Source organism: Streptomyces monashensis (genome assembly GCF_001866665.1).
GTDB lineage: Bacteria > Actinomycetota > Actinomycetes > Streptomycetales > Streptomycetaceae > Streptomyces > Streptomyces monashensis.
On record NZ_MLYO01000069.1, the window covers coordinates 1 to 19,986 of the forward strand.

At 72.2% G+C, this 19,986-nt stretch carries 19 protein-coding genes and 1 pseudogene; 12 read left to right on the forward strand and 8 right to left on the reverse strand.

Annotation, left to right across the window (positions count from 1 at the left end; translation table 11 throughout):
- Positions 1-230: 230 nt before the first annotated feature.
- The 4 genes and pseudogenes from BIV23_RS53680 to BIV23_RS36005 all read right to left on the reverse strand — a co-directional run bounded on the left by BIV23_RS53680 (position 231) and on the right by BIV23_RS36005 (position 2,176).
- Positions 231-407 carry an aldo/keto reductase gene (locus BIV23_RS53680; protein WP_342746400.1) on the reverse strand — a complete coding sequence of 59 codons (177 nt, stop codon included), beginning with the start codon at positions 405-407 and terminating at the stop codon, positions 231-233.
- Positions 403-594, reverse strand: a pseudogene (locus BIV23_RS54140) (aldo/keto reductase); the annotation flags it as partial. The pseudogene BIV23_RS54140 and the gene BIV23_RS53680, both read right to left, overlap by 5 nt.
- Positions 595-662: 68 nt before the next feature.
- Entirely contained in the window at positions 663-1,427 is a 765-nt protein-coding gene (locus tag BIV23_RS36000) for a VOC family protein (RefSeq protein WP_071385172.1), read from the reverse strand.
- A gap of 356 nt (positions 1,428-1,783) precedes the next feature.
- Positions 1,784-2,176 carry a VOC family protein gene (locus BIV23_RS36005; protein WP_071385173.1) on the reverse strand — a complete coding sequence of 131 codons (393 nt, stop codon included), beginning with the start codon at positions 2,174-2,176 and terminating at the stop codon, positions 1,784-1,786.
- Positions 2,177-2,246: 70 nt separating this feature from the next.
- Between BIV23_RS36005 and BIV23_RS36010 the strand changes: the two genes are divergently transcribed.
- Positions 2,247-2,786 carry a GNAT family N-acetyltransferase gene (locus tag BIV23_RS36010; RefSeq protein ID WP_071385174.1) on the forward strand — a complete coding sequence of 180 codons (540 nt, stop codon included), beginning with the start codon at positions 2,247-2,249 and terminating at the stop codon, positions 2,784-2,786.
- 3 nt (positions 2,787-2,789) lie between these two features.
- Here BIV23_RS36010 and BIV23_RS36015 read toward each other — a convergent pair whose 3' ends face one another.
- A complete protein-coding gene (locus BIV23_RS36015) occupies positions 2,790-3,473 on the reverse strand; it encodes a glycerophosphodiester phosphodiesterase (protein ID WP_079173624.1) in 684 nt (227 codons plus the stop codon).
- Between the two features lie 396 nt (positions 3,474-3,869).
- On the opposite strand from BIV23_RS36015, the gene BIV23_RS36020 reads away from it, so the two are divergent.
- The 4 genes from BIV23_RS36020 (at position 3,870) to BIV23_RS36035 (ending at position 7,823) form a co-directional block, all read left to right on the forward strand.
- A complete protein-coding gene (locus BIV23_RS36020; protein WP_071385176.1) occupies positions 3,870-5,267 on the forward strand; it encodes a DUF6421 family protein in 1,398 nt (465 codons plus the stop codon).
- Positions 5,268-5,323: 56 nt separating this feature from the next.
- Complete coding sequence (locus BIV23_RS36025) at positions 5,324-6,073, forward strand: SDR family oxidoreductase (RefSeq protein ID WP_245790819.1); 750 nt, start codon at positions 5,324-5,326, stop codon at positions 6,071-6,073.
- Positions 6,070-7,140 (forward strand): threonine aldolase family protein, encoded by a 1,071-nt coding sequence (locus BIV23_RS36030; protein WP_071385178.1) that lies wholly within the window; start codon positions 6,070-6,072, stop codon positions 7,138-7,140. The genes BIV23_RS36025 and BIV23_RS36030 overlap by 4 nt, the downstream gene beginning before the upstream one ends.
- Before the next feature lie 89 nt (positions 7,141-7,229).
- Positions 7,230-7,823: a transglutaminase domain-containing protein gene (locus tag BIV23_RS36035; protein WP_071385179.1), complete on the forward strand. Its 594-nt coding sequence runs from the start codon at positions 7,230-7,232 to the stop codon at positions 7,821-7,823.
- Positions 7,824-8,231: 408 nt separating this feature from the next.
- On the opposite strand, the gene BIV23_RS36040 is transcribed toward BIV23_RS36035, so the two are convergent.
- A complete protein-coding gene (locus BIV23_RS36040; protein ID WP_071385180.1) occupies positions 8,232-8,960 on the reverse strand; it encodes a lysophospholipid acyltransferase family protein in 729 nt (242 codons plus the stop codon).
- A gap of 325 nt (positions 8,961-9,285) precedes the next feature.
- On the opposite strand from BIV23_RS36040, the gene BIV23_RS36045 reads away from it, so the two are divergent.
- The 6 genes from BIV23_RS36045 (at position 9,286) to BIV23_RS36070 (ending at position 15,728) form a co-directional block, all read left to right on the forward strand.
- A complete protein-coding gene (locus BIV23_RS36045; RefSeq protein ID WP_177240155.1) occupies positions 9,286-9,615 on the forward strand; it encodes a TlpA family protein disulfide reductase in 330 nt (109 codons plus the stop codon).
- Between the two features lie 208 nt (positions 9,616-9,823).
- Entirely contained in the window at positions 9,824-10,333 is a 510-nt protein-coding gene (locus BIV23_RS36050) for a flavin reductase family protein (protein WP_071385181.1), read from the forward strand.
- A gap of 217 nt (positions 10,334-10,550) precedes the next feature.
- The gene (locus tag BIV23_RS36055; RefSeq protein ID WP_071385182.1) at positions 10,551-11,336 is read left to right on the forward strand and encodes an electron transfer flavoprotein subunit beta/FixA family protein; all 786 of its coding nucleotides are present in this window, start codon (positions 10,551-10,553) and stop codon (positions 11,334-11,336) included.
- Between the two features lie 53 nt (positions 11,337-11,389).
- Positions 11,390-12,352: an electron transfer flavoprotein subunit alpha/FixB family protein gene (locus tag BIV23_RS36060; protein WP_071385183.1), complete on the forward strand. Its 963-nt coding sequence runs from the start codon at positions 11,390-11,392 to the stop codon at positions 12,350-12,352.
- Between the two features lie 183 nt (positions 12,353-12,535).
- Positions 12,536-13,834 (forward strand): DUF6986 family protein, encoded by a 1,299-nt coding sequence (locus tag BIV23_RS36065; protein ID WP_071385184.1) that lies wholly within the window; start codon positions 12,536-12,538, stop codon positions 13,832-13,834.
- Positions 13,835-13,958: 124 nt separating this feature from the next.
- On the forward strand, positions 13,959-15,728 hold the full coding sequence (locus BIV23_RS36070; protein WP_071385185.1) for a serine/threonine-protein kinase: 1,770 nt from the start codon (positions 13,959-13,961) through the stop codon (positions 15,726-15,728).
- A gap of 58 nt (positions 15,729-15,786) precedes the next feature.
- Here the strand turns inward: BIV23_RS36070 and BIV23_RS36075 are convergent, their stop codons facing one another.
- Positions 15,787-16,836: a LacI family DNA-binding transcriptional regulator gene (locus BIV23_RS36075; protein WP_071385186.1), complete on the reverse strand. Its 1,050-nt coding sequence runs from the start codon at positions 16,834-16,836 to the stop codon at positions 15,787-15,789.
- Between the two features lie 238 nt (positions 16,837-17,074).
- Between BIV23_RS36075 and BIV23_RS36080 the strand changes: the two genes are divergently transcribed.
- Entirely contained in the window at positions 17,075-18,019 is a 945-nt protein-coding gene (locus BIV23_RS36080; protein ID WP_245790820.1) for an ROK family protein, read from the forward strand.
- Between the two features lie 38 nt (positions 18,020-18,057).
- On the opposite strand, the gene BIV23_RS36085 is transcribed toward BIV23_RS36080, so the two are convergent.
- Complete coding sequence (locus BIV23_RS36085; protein WP_071385189.1) at positions 18,058-19,950, reverse strand: NPCBM/NEW2 domain-containing protein; 1,893 nt, start codon at positions 19,948-19,950, stop codon at positions 18,058-18,060.
- Between the last annotated feature and the right edge of the window lie 36 nt (positions 19,951-19,986).

Sequence of the window (19,986 nt, forward strand, 5' to 3'; positions counted from 1 at the left end):
ACTCCGACCTAAAACACGGCCTAGGCCCTGTCGTCACATTCCCGCCTGCCGCGCGGCGGCTGGCACGCACATCTGCTGCGTTGTCGTCGGTCGCCGACTCCCCCACGCTCGGCTGCGCTCGCGCGGGAGGGGCCCCACCGCGTCGACTCCCTCCCCCGCCTTGCATCTGCACGCACCAGACGTCGCGTGGCCCGCCCTCCGGGCGGACGACGGGAATGTGACGACAGGGCCTAGGAAGCCGGGCCGGAGGACGTGGTGGACCGTACGGCGTCGGCGTCCAGCCGGAGCTCGGCGCTCGCCGGGTTGTCGGCGAGCTGGGCCGTCTTCGTGGCCGCGACGATCGGGGCGACGTTGCCGGACCGGCCCAGCAGCCAGGCCGGCGCCACCCGCGCCGGAGTCCGGATCATCCAGGGCCCGCATCACCTCCTCGACCGGCGTGAGGTTGCCGAGGGCGTGCACCCACAGCACGTCGCGCCGGTCCGTGCGCAGCCGGCGCAGGCTCTCCTCGACGAACCGCACGCAGGTGTACTTGCCGGCCAGGACGAAGAAGTCCCGCCGCCCGGCACGCAGTTCGCCGAGGACGCGCTCCGAGCTGCGCGACAGTCGGAGCGCGGACGAGGGCAAACCGCGCCGCGTGCCACAGGCAGCGCCCGGCCCGCTCCTCAGCCCTCCGGGTCCATCAGGTGCACCCCGAAGGTCGCGCCCTGCGGATCGCGCAGCAGCGCGATACGCGGGCCGTCCGGCACGGTCGCGGGCGGCATGACGACGGCACCGCCCGCCAGGTCCGCGACCTCGGCCGTCGCGTCCACGTCGGCCACCGCGAAGTACGGCATCCAGTGCGCGGGCACGTCGGGCGGGAACCGGTCGGTCATGTCGGCCATGCCGCCGAACTCCGCGCCGTCGAGGGCCCACTCCGTGTACCACTCGGAGGACTGGGCGCTCCAGTCGAACACCGTGGTGTAGAACTCCCGGGCCCGGCGGGTGTCCCGGGTCGCCAGCTCCACCCAGCCGAGCGTGCCGGGCGCGTTGAACAGACCGGCGCCCCGGAACGTCCGCGCCTGCCACAACTGGAAGGCCGCGCCCGTCGGATCGAGTGCCACCGCGAACCGGCCCGCGTCGAACACGTCCGTCGGACCGACGACCACCGCCCCGCCGGCCTCCTGCGCACGCCGCACGGCCGCGTCCGCGTCCGGCACGGAGAAGGAGACGTTCCAGGCCACCGGCTGGGACTCCTGGTAGAGCGGGGTGAGCCCGGCGACGGGTGCGTCGCCCAGGTGGGCCACCGTGTAGCCGCCGGCCTCCGGCCGCGAGTCCGTCTCGGGCCGCCACCCGAACAACTCGGCGTAGAACCGCTTGGCTCCCTCCAGATCGCTGGTCCCCAGCTCGGTCCAGCACGGGCCGCCGGTCACGGGCTTGTCGAACTCCATCGCGGTTCCCTCCGGACGGACGGTTGAGCAGCCGGGCCCGCCGCACCCGCGGAGCCCTCTCCCGGCACGCTAACCCCACCCCACAGCCCCGGCCATCCGGAACACCCTCATCCCACGATCCCCACGCCCGCCACGCCGTCCCGGAGACCACTCCCGGCCAGGCGCCGTGCCGCTCCCCAGACCGGGAGACCGCGTACGGCGCCGGTCCCGAGAGCCGTCGGCCGACCCCGATGCGCGGACGCGCCCGCCGACGCGACCACACGCGAGACCCCGTACCGGCACCGCACGGCCCTGCACTGGCACCTCCACCGCACACCGCGTCGGCCCCGTGCGCCGCCGTCAGCGTCACCCCCCGGTCAGACCCCCGGCCTGTACCGCATCGGATGTTCCGCCGGGACCTCCACCAGGGCGATGCGGACGCCGTCCGGATCGGCGATCCACATCTCGAGCAGGCCCCACGGCTCCTTCACCGGCGGCCGGACGACGTCGACGCCTTGCGCGCGAAGCTCGTCGTGCGCCGCCGTCACGTCGTCCACCTGCAGCCACAGCCGGACCGCGGGCGACGGCGGGGTCTCGGCGCGTCCGGAGACCTCCAGGAAGCCGCCGCCGAGGAAGTAGACCGTGCCGCGCCCGGGGCCGGTACCGAACTCGCGGTAGACGGACAGCCCCAGCCGCTCGCCGTAGAAGACGCGGGAGCGCTCGGGATCGGTGGGGGTGAGCAGCGTCCGGCTGCTGAGTACATGCACCATGCCGGCGGAGCCTACTGGCAGGGTTACCCTCGACCCTGGCTCAGCCACGCCCGAGATCGAAAGGCCGCTCATGGACACCAGCGCCACCTCCGTCACCTTCCGCGACGCCACGGACGCCGACGTCGACGCGTTGGTCGCGCTGATCGAGTCGGCGTACCGCGGCGATGCCAGCCGGGCGGGGTGGACCACCGAGGCGGACATCCTGGAAGGGCAGCGCACGGATCCCGAGGGCGTGCTCGACGTGATCAAGTCGCCGGACAGCCGGCTGCTGGCGGTGGAGCGGGACGGCCGTATCGTCGCCTGCTGCCAGCTCGAACACCGCGGTGAGCACGCCTACTTCGGCATGTTCGCCGTCAGCCCCACGCTGCAGGGCGCGGGTCTCGGCAAGGTCGTCATGGCCGAGGCCGAGCGCCGGGCGCGCGAGGCGTGGGGCGTCGGCGAGATGCACATGACGGTGATCTCCGTGCGCGACGACCTGATCGCCTGGTACGAGCGCCGCGGCTACCGCCGTACGGGACAGATGAGCCCCTTCCCGTACGGCGACGAGCGCTTCGGCATCCCGCAGCGCGCCGACCTCCAGTTCGAGCTGCTGGTCAAGCCGCTGGCATGACCCTCACGCGGTGAAACGCGCGGCGCGCTTGATCTCCGGGAAGTCGGTCGTCGCGCCGTCCAGCTGCAGGGCGCGGACGAGGCGCAGATGGTCGTGCGTGTTGACCACCCAGCCGATGATCCGCAGATCGGCCTCGCGCGCGTGCTCGACGATCTCCAGGGTGATCCGGCGGATGTCGAGGCACAGGGTCGGGGCGGCCACGGCCACGGCCCGCTCCACCACGTCGGTGCCGTAGTGTTCGGCGATCAGCGCCGTGCGCACCCCCGGTACCAGCCGGGCGATCTCGGCGACCGCCTCGTCGTGGAACGAGGAGACCTCCACCCGCCCGACCAGGTCCCGTTCGTGCATCACCTTCGCCAGCGCCCTGGCCGCCGCCACGTCCTTGATCTCCGCCTGGACCGGGCTGCGCACCGTGTCCAGCACCTCCTCGAACACCGGCACCCGCTCCCCGCGGCCCGCGTCCAGGCCGCGCAGCTCCTCCAGGGTCTTCTCGGCGATCGGCCCGGTGCCGTCGGTCGTACGGTCGACCTCGGCGTCGTGCATGACGACCAGGGCGCCGTCCTTGCTCAGATGCAGATCGAGTTCGATGAGATCGAGGCCGGCGTCCTGCGCGGCGACGAAGGAACGGAGGGTGTTCTCGGGCTCGACACCCATGACCCCGCGGTGACCGATGGTAAGGAAGTTCAAGGTTCGACTCGCTTCCGTCGACGGCGGCTCGGCGCGCGCGGGACGGACGAACGGACGTCGTCGTCCGCGCGGGCAGGCTCGCAGCCTAATCGCCGGGGCCCGCGATGAACCCGCACGTGCACGCCGTACGGGTGCGTGCCGCGTGCCTCAACTGGCCGGTATGCGCCCCCACCGTCACCCGCGCGTGGGCGAGTCCTCGGATTCTTGACCGGCCGGAGCAGCGCCCTGCCCGGGCGCGCTGCGCACGACGGAAGTGAGCGTCATCACGGTTTGGAGCAGGAAAATCGTCGGCGACCAAGCGATGTCACGGGAAATTTTCCCGAGCTGCCTCTTGATGGCGGAAACTGGGTATGCATACGGTGTCCTGACGAGAGGTTCTCCCGTGAAGGATGGGTCATGACGGAAATTCTTGAGCAGACGGCTGTGAAGGATCAGCTTCCTTCGTCGACCAGGGTGATCGAGCACCCGGCCTGGCCGGTGCTCAAGGATGCCGTGGAGCGGATCCGGCCATGGCAGTCCAAGGACGGCTCGATCGACTTCGGCGCCGAGGGTGCCCCGGCCGAGGCGGACGTCCAGGCGGCGGTACGGCGTGTCGTGGACGCGGTCGAGCAGCTTTCCCCGCTGCTCCCGCACGACAAGGCCTACCACGAGGCGCTCGTGCGGGACCTGGGCCGCTGGGCCGAGGGCGGCTTCGAGGTGCCGGACTTCCTGGACTCGCTGCTGGCCTTCCAGCCCGCCGCCGACCGCACGGACGGCCTCCAGCACCTGGTCGTCTTCCCGATGTACACGCAGAACGGCAACCTCGACCGCAACCTGGAGGCGGTCGTGCTGCGCATGGTCTGGCCGGACTGGCTGGCCGAGCTGGAGCGCACCCGCTACGACAACCCGCTGTTCTGCGGCATCACCTTCGAGGACTTCACCCCCGGCTACGACACCAACTCGGCCGTCCTCTTCCCGGAGACCATCGCCGTACGCGAGGCGCCGGAACGTTTCTCCTGGGGTGGCATCTTCTGCGACCGCGAGGCCGCCCGCTTCCGCCGGGTCACCGACGCGGCCGTCGACCTCCTGGGCCTTCAGCTGCCCGAGGACATCGCCGCGATGGTCCATGACCAGAAGCGCTGCGAAGAGGCCTTCGTGCTCTGGGACATGGTCCACGACCGCACCCACAGCCACGGCGACCTGCCGTTCGACCCGTTCATGATCAAGCAGCGCCAGCCGTTCTGGATGTACGGCCTGGAGGAGCTGCGCTGCGACCTCACCGCCTTCAAGGAGGCCGTGAAGCTCCAGGCGGACGGCGTCCCGCAGGCCCGTGACGTGCAGTACGCGGTGCTCTTCGACCGGATGTTCCGCTTCCCCGTCACCGGCGACCGCGTCCGCAACTACGACGGCCTCGGCGGCCAGCTGCTCTTCGCCTACCTGCACAAGCACGACGTCCTCCACTGGACCGACAACAAGCTCTCCATCGACTGGGAGCGCGCCCCGCAGGTCACCAACCAGCTGTGCGCCGAGATCGAGAAGCTCTACAAGGACGGCATCGACCGCCCGAAGCTGGTGCACTGGTTCGCCGGGTACGAGCTGGTCGCCACCTATCTGGCCCCGCACCCCGGCTCCACCTGGGCCAAGGGTCCGGACGCCCTGGACCTCACCCAGCCGCCGCGCAAGCTCGTGGACGACGTGCTTCCGGACGAGTTTCCGCTGAGCATGTTCTATGAAGCGCTGTCCAAGAAGCTGAAGCACGTGATCGCCTCCACCAAGGGCATCACGGCGGACGGTGCCGAGCGGATCGCCGCGTGAGCGACCGCGACGTGAGCACCGGTCAAGCTGTCCAAGCTGTTCAAGAGGGGAAGAACGTGGGGAACAACGGGTCTCTCAAGGGAACGGTGATCGCGGTGGCCGGCGCGGGCGGACCCGCCGGGCACGCGACGCTGGTCCGGCTCGCCGAGGCCGGCGCGGTCGTCGTCGGCGCCGACAACAACCCCGAGCGCCTAGCGGAGGCCGTGGACGCGGCCCGCTACGCGAACGGCGGCGCCACGGTCACCGGCGAGACGGTCGACCTGCTCGACCTCGGCTCGACCCGCGACTGGGCGGCGCGCATCGAGAAGGACCACGGCCGCGTCGACGGCCTGGTCCACCTCGTGGGCGGCTGGCGCGGCAGCGCGAACTTCGCCGAGACCGATCTCGCGGACTGGGACCTGCTGGAGAAGCTCCTGATCCGCACGGTCCAGCACACCTCCCTGGCCTTCTACGACGCCCTCCAGCGCAGCGAGCGCGGCCGCTACCTGCTGATCAGCGCGGCCGGCGCCGCAAAGCCCACGGCGGGCAACGCGGCCTACTCCGCGGCCAAGGCGGCCGCCGAGGCCTGGACCCTCGCCATGGCGGACGGCTTCCGCAAGGCCGGGGGTGAGGAGGGTCCGCGTGCGGCGGCTGCCATCCTGGTGGTGAAGGCGTTGGTGCACGACGCGATGCGCGCGGAACGCCCCAATGCGAAGTTCGCGGGCTTCACGGACGTCAAGGACCTCGCCGAGGCCGTCGAGGGCGTCTGGAGCAAGTCCGCCGCCGAAGTGAACGGAAACCGTCTGTGGCTGACCGAGAAGCCGTGAACCCACCCAAGACCGACGCGCGTCGCCACCACGACCCGCAGGTCCGCGGTTTCGCCAGTGACAACTACGCCGGAGCCCACCCCGAGGTGCTGGCCGCCCTGGCCCTGGCCAACGGCGGCCATCAGGTGGCGTACGGTGAGGACGAGTACACCGAGAACCTCCAGCGGATCATCCGCGGCCATTTCGGCGCCACGGCGGAGGCCTTCCCGGTCTTCAACGGCACCGGTGCGAACGTCGTCGCGCTCCAGGCGGTCACCGACCGCTGGGGTGCGGTGATCTGCGCCGAGAGCGCGCACATCAACGTCGACGAGGGCGGCGCCCCCGAGCGCATGGGCGGGCTGAAGCTGCTCACCGTGCCCACGCCCGACGGCAAGCTCACGCCCGAGCTGATCGACCGGCAGGCCTGGGGCTGGGAGGACGAGCACCGTGCCATGCCGCAGGTCGTCTCGATCACCCAGTCCACGGAGCTGGGCACGCTCTACACGCCCGAGGAGATCCGGGCGATCTGCGAGCACGCCCACGCGCACGGCATGAAGGTGCACCTGGACGGCTCCCGCATAGCCAACGCGGCCGCCTCGCTGGACGTGCCCATGCGGACGTTCACCAACGCGGTCGGCGTCGACGTCCTCTCGCTCGGCGGGACGAAGAACGGTGCCGTCTTCGGCGAGGCCGTCGTCGTCATCAACCAGGACGCGGTGCGGCAGATGAAGCACCTGCGGAAGTTGTCGATGCAGCTCGCCTCCAAGATGCGTTTCGTGTCGGTGCAGTTGGAGGCGCTGCTGGCGAAGGACCTGTGGCTGCGCAACGCCCGGCACTCCAACGAGATGGCCCAGCGCCTCGCCGACGGGGTGCGCGCGGTGCACGGGGTGGAGATCCTCCACCCGGTCCAGGCCAACGGTGTCTTCGCGAAGCTTCCGCACGACGTGAGCGAGCGGCTGCAGAAGCGGTTCCGGTTCTACTTCTGGGACGAGGGCGCCGGAGTGGTGCGCTGGATGTGCTCCTTCGACACCACGGAGGAGGACGTCGACACCTTCGTGGCGGCGCTCAAGGAGGAGATGGCGCGCTAGCAGTACCGCCATCCCGACGGTTGCATAGTTATGCGGTCTCCTGAAATTTCATTGACTCTCGGGTGATCGCATTCCTATGCTCTGCGTCCATGCAGCTGATCCAGAACACCACCGACCTCTCCGCCTATCTGGCTGACGACGAGGCCGTGGACCATCACCATCCCCTGGTCCGGGAAACGGCCGCCCGGCTGGCCGAAGGGGTCGCGGACTCGTATGCCTATGCACGCGCCGCCTTCGCGTTCGTCCGCGACACCATCCCGCACTCCGCCGACGCCGGAGACCTGCGCGTCACCTGGCGCGCCTCGGACGTCCTCGCGCAGCGCACCGGCATCTGCTACGCCAAGGCCCACGCCCTGGCCGCGCTGCTGCGGGCCGAGGACATCCCGACCGCCCTGTGCTACCAGCGACTGGCGCACGACGACGGCAGCGGTCATGCCGTCCACGGTCTCGTCGCCGTGCGTTTCCACGGCGCCTGGCACCGGCAGGATCCGCGCGGCAACAAACCGGGCGTGGACGCACAGTTCTCCCTCGACGGCGAACGGCTGGCCTGGATGCCTGACCCCGCCTCCGGCGAGGTGGACTACCCACTGCTGTACGCCGCACCGCATCCGCGCGTCCTCGACGCCCTGAAGACCGCGCCGGACCGCCCGTCCCTGTGGAAGACGCTCCCCGACGCACTCTGAGCCCCCGGGTCCGACTCGCCTGCCCCGCCTGCCCGTTGAGCAACAGAGGGCGAGGCCGTGGGAGAAACCGCGACCGGCGCCACGCCGCCGCGTTTCGCCCGGCCGGAGCGGCCGGCGCCGCCGTGGAAGTCCGGGCGTGGCGCGGCTGTGGTGCGCCCGGGTGCTCGATCGGCGTCGCGACGGAGGTGCAGCAGCGCTCTGTCCCGCGGCGTCTGGGGCGCCCGCACTGCCACCGGGCCGTACGGCCGTGTGGTGGCCGTACGGCCCGGTGGCAGTGCGGTCCCGCTTGTTCGGCACCATGACGGTGGGCGGCGTGCCCGGTCCGTGCGGTACCGGAGCCGGTGGCCTCGGCCGTGTGCTCCCGCCGAAGTCCGCTGCGCAGAGCCCCTTCCGCCCGCGCCGCGTGTCTCAGTGGGCCTCGGCCGCGCGCAGTTGCTCCATCGTCGGGGCCGTGCCGCCCAGATGGGCGGGGAGCCACCAGGAGTCCTCGGAGTCCTTGGGGCGGCCGGGGTAGGCGCGCTGGGCGGCGTCGAGCACGTCCTGGACGCGTTCGCGCAGGCGGCGCGTGATGGCGCCCGCGTACTGGTCGCGCGGGGCCTCGACCGATTCGCCCACGCGGATCGTGACGGGCAGGTGGTTGCGCTTGAAGTTGCGCGGGTGGCCCTTCGTCCACAGGCGCTGCGTGCCCCACACCGCCATCGGGACGAGCGGGACGCCCGCTTCCTGGGCCAGGCGCGCCGCACCCGACTTGAAGCTCTTCAGCGTGAACGACTCCGAGATGGTGGCCTCCGGGAAGACCCCGATGACCTCGCCGGAGCGCAGCGAGTCCAGCGCGTGCGCGTAGGCGTCCTCGCCCTGCTTGCGGTCGACCGGGATGTGCTTCATGCCGCGCATGAGCGGGCCGGAGACCTTGTGCCGGAAGACCGATTCCTTCGCCATGAAACGCACCAGGCGCTTCTGCGGCAGGGCCGCGAGGCCGTTGAAGATGAAGTCGAGGTAGCTGATGTGATTGCTCACCAGCACGGCACCGCCCGAACGCGGGATGTTCTCCGAGCCCTGGCAGTCGATCTTCAGGTCCCAGACCTTGAACAACGTCTTCGCGAAACCGATGACGGGACGGTAGACCAGCTCTGCCATGGGCGGGGTGGACCCTTTCTGCTCTGCTCGGGAAAGGGGCTCCCGGCGGGAAAGTTACGCAGCCGTAGGTTTACGGCGTCTCGCAGATCGTGCCCGAAGAACGGACGGGTAGCCAGTCCTGGTGCCTTGCCGCGGCGAGATCCTCGTCACGTCGGCCTACATCCCACCTCGGATCTTTAAATCGGCTTTACGTGCGATGCGAACCTTCCGTCATGCCGGGGGAATCTTCACGGGCTGATCCGCGCTGGTGTGGAGGGAAACCAGGAGTGCCGGCCAGAAGCGCCGGCCAGAAGTGCCGACCAGAAGTGACGGAGCAGGGAGAGGGATGCGGGTGCGCGGGCGCGACGACGTGCGGCTGACGGCGGTCGAACTGGGCGCCGAACTGGGGGAGCGGGCCACCCTCGTCCAGTTCTCCAGCGTCTTCTGCGCGCCCTGCCGGGCCACCCGCCGCGTCCTCGGCGAGGTGGCGGCGCTGGTCCCCGGCGTGGCGCACATCGAGATCGACGCCGAGGCCCGCCTGGGTCTCGTACGCGAGTTGGAGATCCTCAGGACGCCCACCGTGCTCGTCCTCGACGCGGACGGCGCAGTGGTGCGGCGCGCCGCCGGACAGCCGCGCAAGGCCGACGTCATCGCGGCCCTCGGAGAGGCGGTGTGAGGGTGTCTCCACGGGTGGCACACCATCTTCCGGTCGCCGGAACGCACTTGACTGCGCGCCCCACCTATCGTCAGCCTGACCGTATGCCGATCGACCTCCTTCTCTTCGGGCGGGCCCACATCGACCTCGCCCGCACCGCGAGCGCGCGCTGTCCGGGCTGTTGAGCAGCTACGCATCGGCTCGTCCCCCTCGGCAGAAGGACCCTTCCATGACGGCCTCGCCCGAACTCGGCACCCCCCGGCTCGGCTCCGCCGACCTGCTCCGCTCGACGTTCCGCCGGCACGCCGCCGGTGTCGCGGTGATCACAGCGCGCGGCGCCGCCGGCCCGGTCGGCTTCACCGCCACCTCCCTCACCTCGGTCTCCGCCGACCCTCCGCTGCTCTCCTTCGGCATCGGCACGGGAGCCTCCAGCTGGCCCGCGATAGCGGAGACGGAGCATGTCGGGGTGCACATACTCGGCGAGCACCAGGGCGAGCTGGCCGGCACCTTCGCCCGCAGCGGCGCCGACCGGTTCGGCGCGCCCACGGCCTGGCGCGAGGGCCCGGAGGGCGTACCGGTGCTCGACGACGTGCTCGCCTGGCTGGTCTGCCGGATCGTCGGCCGCGTCCCGGCGGGTGACCACCGCATCGTGCTCGCCGAGGTCGTGCTGGGCGACCCCTCGGGCACCGGCCGCCCCCTGCTCTACCACCAGGGGCGCTTCAACGGTCTGCGGGATTGATCACGCCGCCGTCGTCCGCGGGCCGGTCGAATTCCGATTACGCTGCGTTGCGAAGGTCACAGTTCAAAGCGCTTGCTTAGCGGGCACGAACTGAGTGTACTGACGAGTAATATTTCGGTCGGAGCGCGCGGACGCCCCGACCGGGATCGGCCGCTTGAGGCGCCTATGCTGCCTGCAAGAGGCAGCCCGGAAATGTCGATGCAGTAGGAGAGCCGGCGTGAGCTTGAGGATCGTTGTCACTGTGAAGTACGTGCCCGACGCCACTGGCGACCGGCACTTCGCCGATGACCTGACCGTCGACCGCGACGACGTGGACGGTCTGCTCTCCGAGCTGGACGAGTACGCGGTCGAGCAGGCCCTCCAGATCGCGGAGGACGCGGACGACGCCGAGGTCACCGTGCTGACGGTCGGCCCGGAGGACGCCAAGGACGCGCTCCGCAAGGCCCTGTCGATGGGTGCCGACAAGGCCATCCACGTCGAGGACGACGACCTGCACGGCACCGACGCCATCGGCACCTCGCTGGTGCTGGCCAAGGCGATCGAGAAGGCCGGCTTCGACCTGGTCGTCTCCGGCATGGCCTCCACCGACGGCACCATGGGTGTCGTGCCGGCGCTGGTCGCCGAGCGCCTGGGCGTCCCGCAGGTCACCCTGCTCTCCGAGGTCTCGGTCGAGGACGGCGTGGTCAAGGGCCGCCGTGACGGCGACGCGGCGAGCGAGCAGCTGGAGGCGTCCCTCCCGGCGATCGTGTCCGTGACGGACCAGTCCGGCGAGGCGCGTTACCCGTCCTTCAAGGGCATCATGGCGGCCAAGAAGAAGCCGGTGGAGTCCTGGGACCTGTCGGACCTCGACATCGAGGCCGAAGAGGTCGGCCTGGAGGGCGCGTTCACCACGGTCGAGGCCGCGAACGAGCGCCCGGCGCGCACGGCCGGCACCATCGTCAAGGACGAGGGCGAGGGCGGCAAGCAGCTCGCTGAGTTCCTCGCGAGCCAGAAGTTCATCTAAGGGCTCGCCCCCGCTGACCGCCCCTCAACTTCCTTACGCAGGAGAGCAATCCCATGGCTGAAGTCCTCGTCTACGTCGACCACGTGGACGGTGCCGTCCGCAAGCCCACCCTGGAGCTGCTGACCCTGGCCCGCCGCATCGGCGAGCCCGTCGCCGTCGCGCTGGGCAACGGCGCCGCCGACACCGCCGCCGTCCTCGCCGAGCACGGCGCGGTGAAGGTCCTCACCCACGACGCGTCCGAGTACGCCGACTACCTGGTCGTGCCCAAGGTCGACGCCCTCCAGGCCGCCCACGAGGCCGTCTCCCCGGCCGCCGTGCTGGTCCCGTCCTCCGCCGAGGGCAAGGAGATCGCCGCCCGTCTGGCGCTGCGCATCGGCTCCGGCATCATCACCGACGCCGTCGACCTCGAGGCCGGCGGCGAGGGCCCGGTGGCCACCCAGTCGGTGTTCGCCGCGTCCTTCACCACCAAGTCCCGTGTCTCCAAGGGCACCCCGGTCATCACGGTCAAGCCGAACTCGGCCGCCGTGGAGGCCGCCCCGGCCGCCGGTACGGTCGAGGCCCTCGCCGTGACCTTCTCGGAGAAGGCGACCGGTACCAAGGTCACCGCCCGCACCCCGCGCGAGTCCACGGGCCGCCCGGAGCTGACCGAGGCCGCGATCGTGGTCTCCGGTGGCCGTGGTGTCAACGGCGCCGAGAACTTCTCGATCATCGAGGCCCTCGCCGACTCCCTCGGCGCGGCCGTCGGTGCCTCGCGTGCCGCCGTCGACGCCGGCTGGTACCCGCACACCAACCAGGTCGGCCAGACCGGTAAGTCGGTCTCGCCGCAGCTGTACATCGCCAACGGCATCTCCGGCGCGATCCAGCACCGCGCCGGCATGCAGACCTCGAAGACCATCGTGGCCGTCAACAAGGACGCCGAGGCCCCGATCTTCGAGCTGGTCGACTACGGCGTCGTCGGCGACCTCTTCGACGTCGTCCCGCAGCTGACCGACGAGATCAAGGCCCGCAAGGGCTGAGTCCGGCCAGGCGCCGCCCGAGGCCCCGGTGACCGACGCGGTCACCGGGGCCTCGGTGCATCCTGAAGACGGCCGTCTCCCGTGGGCCGGCGTCCGGACAGGGTGTTGACCAGCGCGAACCACCCGGATAACTTCATTCTGCGGATTATTGATTCCGTACAGCGGAAAATTGGAGGGTGTGGGATGGGTCAGCAGGAGAAGGTGGCGACGAGCCTCGCGGGCGCCGTGAGCGAGGAGATCAGCGCCTCCCTCGCACCGGTCGACGCGCAGCTGGAGCGCCTCTACCCCGGGGACCCCGGCACCCGGCAGCCCGTCCACACCGTCTACGTACCCGGCGACGCCTTCGCCGCCGACACCATCCGCTCCTGGGGTGACCGGGCCCTCGCCGCCCTCGACGAACACGCCCCCGACGCCGCCTCCTTCGCGGCCGTCCTCGGCCTCGCGGACGAACTGGCCGAGCCGGTCTACGCGCGCGTGCGCGCCAAGCTGGAGCGCGAGCCCGTCGAAGACCTGCGCGTCGACTTCGAGGACGGCTACGGCCCCCGCCCCGACGCCGAGGAGGACGCGACCGCGGCCCGCGCGGCCCGCCTGATCGCGGAGGCGTACGAGAACGGCACGGCGGCGCCGTACATGGGCATCCGCATGAAGTGCATGGAGGCCGCCGTCCGCGACCGGGGCATCCGCACCCTCGACGTCTTCCTCACCGGCCTGATCGAGGCGGGCGGCCTGCCCGAGGGCCTGGTCCTCACCCTGCCGAAGGTGACGTACCCCGAGCAGGTCGGCGCGTTCGTCCGGCTCCTGGAGGCCTTCGAGAAGGTGCACGGCCTCGACGCCGGGCGGCTCGGCTTCGAGATCCAGATCGAGACCAGCCAGTCCATCCTCGCCACCGACGGCACCGCGACCGTGGCCCGGATGATCCAGGCCGCCGAGGGCCGCGCCACCGGCCTGCACTACGGCACCTTCGACTACAGCGCCTGCCTCGGCGTCTCCGCCGCCTACCAGGCCAGCGACCACCCTGCCGCCGACCACGCCAAGGCGGTCATGCAGGTCGCCGCCGCGGGCACCGGCGTACGCGTCTGCGACGGCTCCACCAACGTCCTGCCCGTCGGCCCGACCGCCAAGGTCCACGACGCCTGGCGGCTGCACTACGGCCTCACCCGCCGCGCCCTGTCCCGCGCCTACTACCAGGGCTGGGACATGCACCCCGGCCACATCCCGACCCGCTACGCCGCCGTCTTCGCCTTCTACCGCGAGGGCTTCGAGCAGGCCGCGGGCCGCCTCGCCCGCTACGCGGGCCACGTCGGCGGCGACGTCATGGACGAGCCCGCCACCGCCAAGGCCCTCAGCGGCTACCTGCTGCGCGGTCTGGACTGCGGCGCACTCGACATCGCCGAGGTCGCCCGCCTCACCGGCCTGACCCGCCTCGACCTGGAGGGCTTCGCCGCACCCCGGCGCGGCGACCTGACCGCCTCCGCGCAGTAGACGTCGCGGACCGGTCACGACCCCCGGCCAGGGGCGTGGGACCGGCACCGCCGCCCCGTACGCTGGACGCCACGCATCGACCAGGCGGACGCGACAGGGCAACGACTCCAGGAACGGGGCGGCGGTGTCTTCGGGGGAACAGGAACCGGAGCGGTACGGGCACACGGACGGAGCCGGCCGGCTGCTGGCCGGGCGCTATCGCGTGACCGCGCGCCTCGGACGCGGTGGCATGGGCGTGGTCTGGCGGGCGGTCGACGAGGTCCTCGGCCGCGAGGTCGCCGTCAAGGAACTGCGCACGTACACGGACGCGGCCGGACCGGAACTGTCCGAACTGCGGCTGCGCATGCAGCGCGAGGCCCGCGCCGCCGCCCGCGTCCGCCACCACGGTGTGGTCGCCGTGCACGACGTGGCCGAGGTCGACGGGCGCCCGCTGATCGTCATGGAACTCGTCGAGGGTCCCTCCCTGGACGACGTCCTGCGCGAGCGCGGCACCCTCGACCCGTACGAGGTGGCGCGCATCGGCGCCGCCGTGACGGACGCCCTGGCCGCCGCCCACCGCGTCGGTGTGCTGCACCGCGACGTCAAACCCGGCAACATCCTCCTCGACCGCTCCGGCCGCGTCGTCCTCACCGACTTCGGCATCGCCAGCATGGACGACCCCGGCGACGGCTCGGCCACCCGTCTCACCCGCAGCGGCGAACTCGTCGGCTCCCTCGACTACCTGGCCCCCGAGCGCGCCCAGGGCGCCGAGCCCGGCCCGGCGTCCGACGTCTGGGCCCTGGGTGCCACGCTGTTCGCGGCCGTCGAGGGCGCCTCCCCGTTCCGCCGTACGTCCACCTACTCGACGCTCGCCGCGATCGTCACCGAACCGCTGCCCGAGCCCCGCCGGGCCGGACCGCTGGCACCGGTCCTGCGGAGCCTGCTGGACAAGCGCCCGGACGCCCGCCCGGACGCCGAGGAGGCCCGCGAGGCGCTGCGCGAGGTGACCGGCACACGGACCCCGGACACGCCGACGACCACCCTGCGCGCGACGCCGCCGGGCGCGCCCGCGCCCACGGAACCCACCGTGCCGGCCGCGCCGCCGGAATTCGAGCCGGTGCCGCAGGGCCCGGCCGGACAGCCCGCCCACAGCCCCGCGCCCCCGGCCGGGGCGCCGATGAGCCCGGTGCCCGCTGACGCCCAGGGCTCCACCGGACCGACTCCCGTCCTCGCACCCGGCACCCCCACTGGCCCCATGAACACCCCGCCGGCCGCACCCCGCCGCAGGGGCCGCGCCCTGCTCGCCGCCGCTGCCGTCGCCGTCGTGCTCGTCGCGGCCGGGGTCACCGTCGCCGCGCTGCACGACCCGAGCCCGTCGAAGGCCGATGCCGCGGCCGCCGCCTCGCGCCCTGCGAGCGCCACCGCGAAAAGGGCCGGCGCCGAGACGTCCACCCGGCCCGGGCACGCCCGCCCGAACGGCAGCAAGAGCGCCGAACCCAGCCCGGCGCCGAGCGGTCCGGACCCCACCGGGCCGACCTCGCGCTCCTCGGCCCCCGCCACGGCCGCACCCCCGGGCAAGCCGTCCCACAGCCCGGCCCCGACCGGCGGTCCGGGCCGCACTCCCAGCCCGACGGCAGCGTGCCGGTCCACCGGCGGCGGCAAGTACACCTGCGGCGTGTGGCGCACCGCCACGTCCTACACGGCCTCCGGCGCCGCGGCCGGGACCCTGAACGCGGGCACCGACTACTTCTACTGCCAGGCGAACCTGGGCCGCCGGGAGACCTACGGCCGCTGGACGAACGTGTGGTGGGCGAAGACCGACGACGACAGCGGCAACACCGGCGTCTACGTCAGCGACGTCTACCTGGAGGGCGGGGACAACGACGCCCCGGTGCCCGGCCTGCCGGCCTGCTGATCGCCGCCGTACGGCGCCGGCCGGGCCGGCCGAGGCGGGTGTTCCGGTCCCGCGTGGCTCAGTCCGCCGGCGGCAGTTCGCCCGAGCCGCGGGTGATCAGCCGGGTGGGCAGCTCGATGCGCTCCGGGGCGACGAGCCCGCCGTCCAGCTGGCGGAACAGACGCTCGGCCGCCGTGCGACCGAGGGCGGCCGCGTCCTGGGCGACGACCGTGACGCCCGGCTGGAGCAGATCGGCCAGCTCGAAGTCGTCGAAGCCCACCAGGGCCACCCGGCGGGAGTGCTCGGCCAGGACCCGGATCACGGTGACCGTCACCCGGTTGTTGCCCGTGAAGATCGCGGTGACGGGCTCGGGACCGGCGAGCATCTCCTCCGCCGCCCGGCGCACCCGCTCCGGATTCGTCTGCCCGAGCGACATCCAGGCGTCCTCGACCGGTATCCCCGCGTCCTCCATGGCCGCCCGGTAGCCGCGCAGCCGCTCGGCGGCGGTGTGGATACGGGGCATGTCGCCGATGAACCCGATCCGGCGGTGGCCGTGCGCGATCAGATGCGCGACACCGTCCCGGGCGCCGCCGAAGTTGTCGGACAGGACCACGTCCGCGTCGATCCGCCCGGCCGGCCGGTCCACGAACACGGTCGCCACCCCGGCCCGGATCTCCGGCTCCAGATAGCGGTGGTCGTCCCCGGCCGGGATCACCACCAGCCCGTCCACCCGGCGCGCGCACAGCGCCAGCGCCAGCTCCTGCTCGCGCTCCGGGTCCTCGGCGCTGGAGCCGTTGATGAGGAGGGCGCCATGGGCCCGGGCCACCTCTTCTACGGCGCGGCTGAGCGGGCCGTAGAAGGGGTCGGCGAGGTCCTCCAGCACCAGGCCGATGCTCGCCGTACGGCCCTTGCGCAGGACGCGCGCGCTGTCGTTGCGGCGAAAGCCCAGCGCGTCGATGGCCTCCTGCACCCGGCGCTCGGTGTCCGGGGTCACGCCCGGCTCGCCGTTGACCACCCGGGAGACCGTCTTCAGCCCGACACCGGCCCGCGCCGCCACGTCCTTCATCGTCGGGCGGTTGCCGTAGCGGGTGCCGGGCAGGCGGTCCGTGGAGCGGGTGGTGTCGGGCACGATGCGGGGTCCTGTCCTGTCGTCCGTCTCGTCCGCGCGGTCGGTGCGTGAGCGCTTGTTCCGGGGGAGCTGCGCCGATCCGGCGTTTGTATGAGGATGTGGCGTCGAGCATAGAGCCTGGACAACGTTGTCAGCTGCGCGAGACACTGTCCACCGCTGTCTGTCGGCCTGCGCCCCCACCGCTTGACCGGCCCTGCTCTGTATGGTTATCAAGCTTCGACGGGGAGATCTGACTCTCATGACCGACCTTGTGGCGGCCCTGGACATCGGTGGCACCAAGATCGCCGGCGCACTGGTGGACGGAGACGGCCGCATCCTGGAGCGCGCCCAGCGCGCCACCCCCGCCCAGCAGGACGGCGAAACGGTCATGCGGGCTGTCGAGGTGGTGCTCGGCGAGCTCGCCGGGTCACCGCTGTGGGACCGCGCGAGCCTCCTCGGCATCGGCAGCGCCGGCCCGGTGGACGCCTCGGCGGGCACCGTCAGTCCGGTCAACGTGCCCGGCTGGCGGGGCTTCCCGCTGGTGGAGCGGGTGCGCACGGCCACCGGAGGCCTGCCGGTCGAGCTGATCGGGGACGGCGTCGCGATCACCGCGGCCGAGCACTGGCAGGGCGCCGCGCGCGGCCATGACAACGCGCTGTGCATGGTGGTCTCGACGGGTGTCGGCGGCGGCCTGGTCCTGAACGGGCAGCTGCACCCCGGCCCGACCGGCAACGCCGGGCACATCGGCCACATCAGCGTCGACCTCGACGGCGACCCGTGCCCGTGCGGTTCGCGAGGCTGTGTGGAGCGCATCGCCAGTGGGCCGAACATCGCCCGCCGGGCCCTGGAGCAGGGCTGGCTGCCGGGCCCCGACGGCGACACCTCGGCCGCCGCGGTGGCCGCCGCCGCCCGCGCGGGCGACCCGGTCGCCGTGGCCTCCTTCGAGCGGGCGGCCCAGGCGCTGGCCGCCGGCATCGCGGCCACCGCGACCCTGGTCGAGATCGACATCGCGGTGATCGGCGGCGGTGTCGGCAAGGCGGGCGACATCCTCCTCACGCCGCTGCGCAAGGCGCTCACCGACTACGCGACCCTGTCGTTCGTGCAGCGGCTGACGGTCGTCCCCGCCCAGATGGGCACCGACGCGGGGCTGGTCGGGGCCGCCGCGGCGGCGCTGGCGCGGCGGCCGGACGCGGCCGGGGTCTGAGCCGGGACGGGGGCGGTGGGGCACCGAGGCAGGTGCCGTCAGCAGGTCACAGTGGCGTCCGCCCAGTCCGCGTGGTCCGAGTCGTTGCCGTCGCCGCCGTCGGTGACGACGAGCCGGACCACCTGGGCGCCGGTGACGTCGGCGGCGAGGGGCTGGGCGGGCATCGCGTTGGTCAGGACGCCGGTGGCGGCGACCTTCGTGCCGTCCGCCCAGATCTCGAAGGCGACGGTGCCCTTCACCCCCTCCTCGTCGTCCACGCCGACGTCCGCGCGGACCTTCGTGCAGGCCCGGCCGGTGTAGAAGGAGATGTCGCTCGGCGCGTGCGCCCCGAGACCCTTGGCGTACACGGTGCCGCCGATGGTGATCGGGTGCCCGTCGCCCGCGGCGCTCTCCCCGTTGCTGGTGTCGCGTTCCACCGGCCCCCACCCGTTGGTCGCCGACAGCCAGGGCAGATCGCTGAGGTACGACGTCCCGGCGGGCGGCCGCGCCGCCACGGACGCGCTGAGCGGCAGGGCGCTGGTGACCTGCTCGCCGGACGGTGAGCGGTAACGGGCCCGGAGCGTCAGGCCGTAGGCCCCGGTCGGGGTTCCGGCCGGGGCGGTCACGCGCCAGCCGGTGCGCAGGGTCCGGCCGGTGGGGAGGGCGGCGGCCGTGGTCGCCGAGGTCGGCCGCACGGTCCAGCCGGCCGGGCCGGTGAGGGAGACGGAGACCCGGCGCGCGGGCGTACGGCCGAGGTCGGTGACCGTGCCGGTCAGCGTGACCGGGGTGGCCGCCTCCAGCAACGGGCTGCCGTCCAGGCCGAGTTCGACCGCCGGCGGACGGGTCGCCCAGCGCGGGTCGGCGGAGACGCGCAGCAGCACCGTGCCGTGGGCCGGTACGGTCGCGGCGAGGGTGCCGGCGGTGTTGGCCTCGCGGTGCAGCCACAGGTCCCGCACGGTGTAGGCGGGGGCGGCGGGCAGGCCGACGGCGCTCGCGGTGGTGGCGATCCGCTGGGCCGTGCCGGCCTCGTTGAAGAGGGCGACCGCGCGGCTGCCGTCCTTCATCTCCTTGACGATGACCCAGCGCCCGCCCGCGGAGGAGACGACCGTGCCCTGCCTGCCGAGCGGGTCCTGGTCGACGGCGATGACGTCCTTGTTGTCCAGGATGCCGAAGGTCGCCGGGGTGGCCTTGCGCAGATCGGTGCCGATCAGCAGGGGGGCGGCCATGATCGACCAGAGCGAGAAGTGCGAGCGGTACTCGGTGTCCGTCATACCGCCGTTGCCGACCTCCAGCATGTCGGGGTCGTTCCAGTGCCCGGGGCCGGCGTAGGGCGCGAGCGGCAGGTTCTGCTTGAGGATCGAGACCATCGAGCCCCAGTCGTCGCTGATGTCACCGGTGGTCCGCCAGAGGTGACCGACGTCCGCGGCCCATTCCCACGGTTTGTTCTCGCCCCATTCGCAGATGCTGTACACGATGGGCCGCCCGGTCGCTCTCAGCGCGTCCCGCATGGTCCGGTAGCGCAACCGGGCGTCGACGCCGAGGTTGTTGCAGTTGTCGTACTTCAGATAGTCCACGCCCCAGTCCGCGAACTGCCGCGCGTCGCTGTACTCGTGGCCCAGCGCGCCCGGGAAGCCCGCGCTGTTGCAGGTCTTGGTCCCGGCGCTGGTGTAGATGCCGAGTTTCAGACCCTTGGAATGGACATAGTCGGCGACGGCCTTGATGCCGTTCGGGAAGCGGGCCGGGTCGGGCACCAGCCTGCCGTTCGCGTCGCGGTTCGGCAGGGCCCAGCAGTCGTCCAGGTTGACGTACCTGTAGCCCGCGTCCTTCAGGCCCTTGGCCACGAAGAGGTCCGCGATCCCCTTGACCATCGTCTCGTTGAAGTCGGCCCGGCAGTGCGTGGAGTTCCAGTTGTTGAAGCCCATCGGCGGGGTGGGGGCGAGCCCGTCGGCCAGGGCGGGGACGGCGGGGGTCTGTTCGTGGGCCGTGGT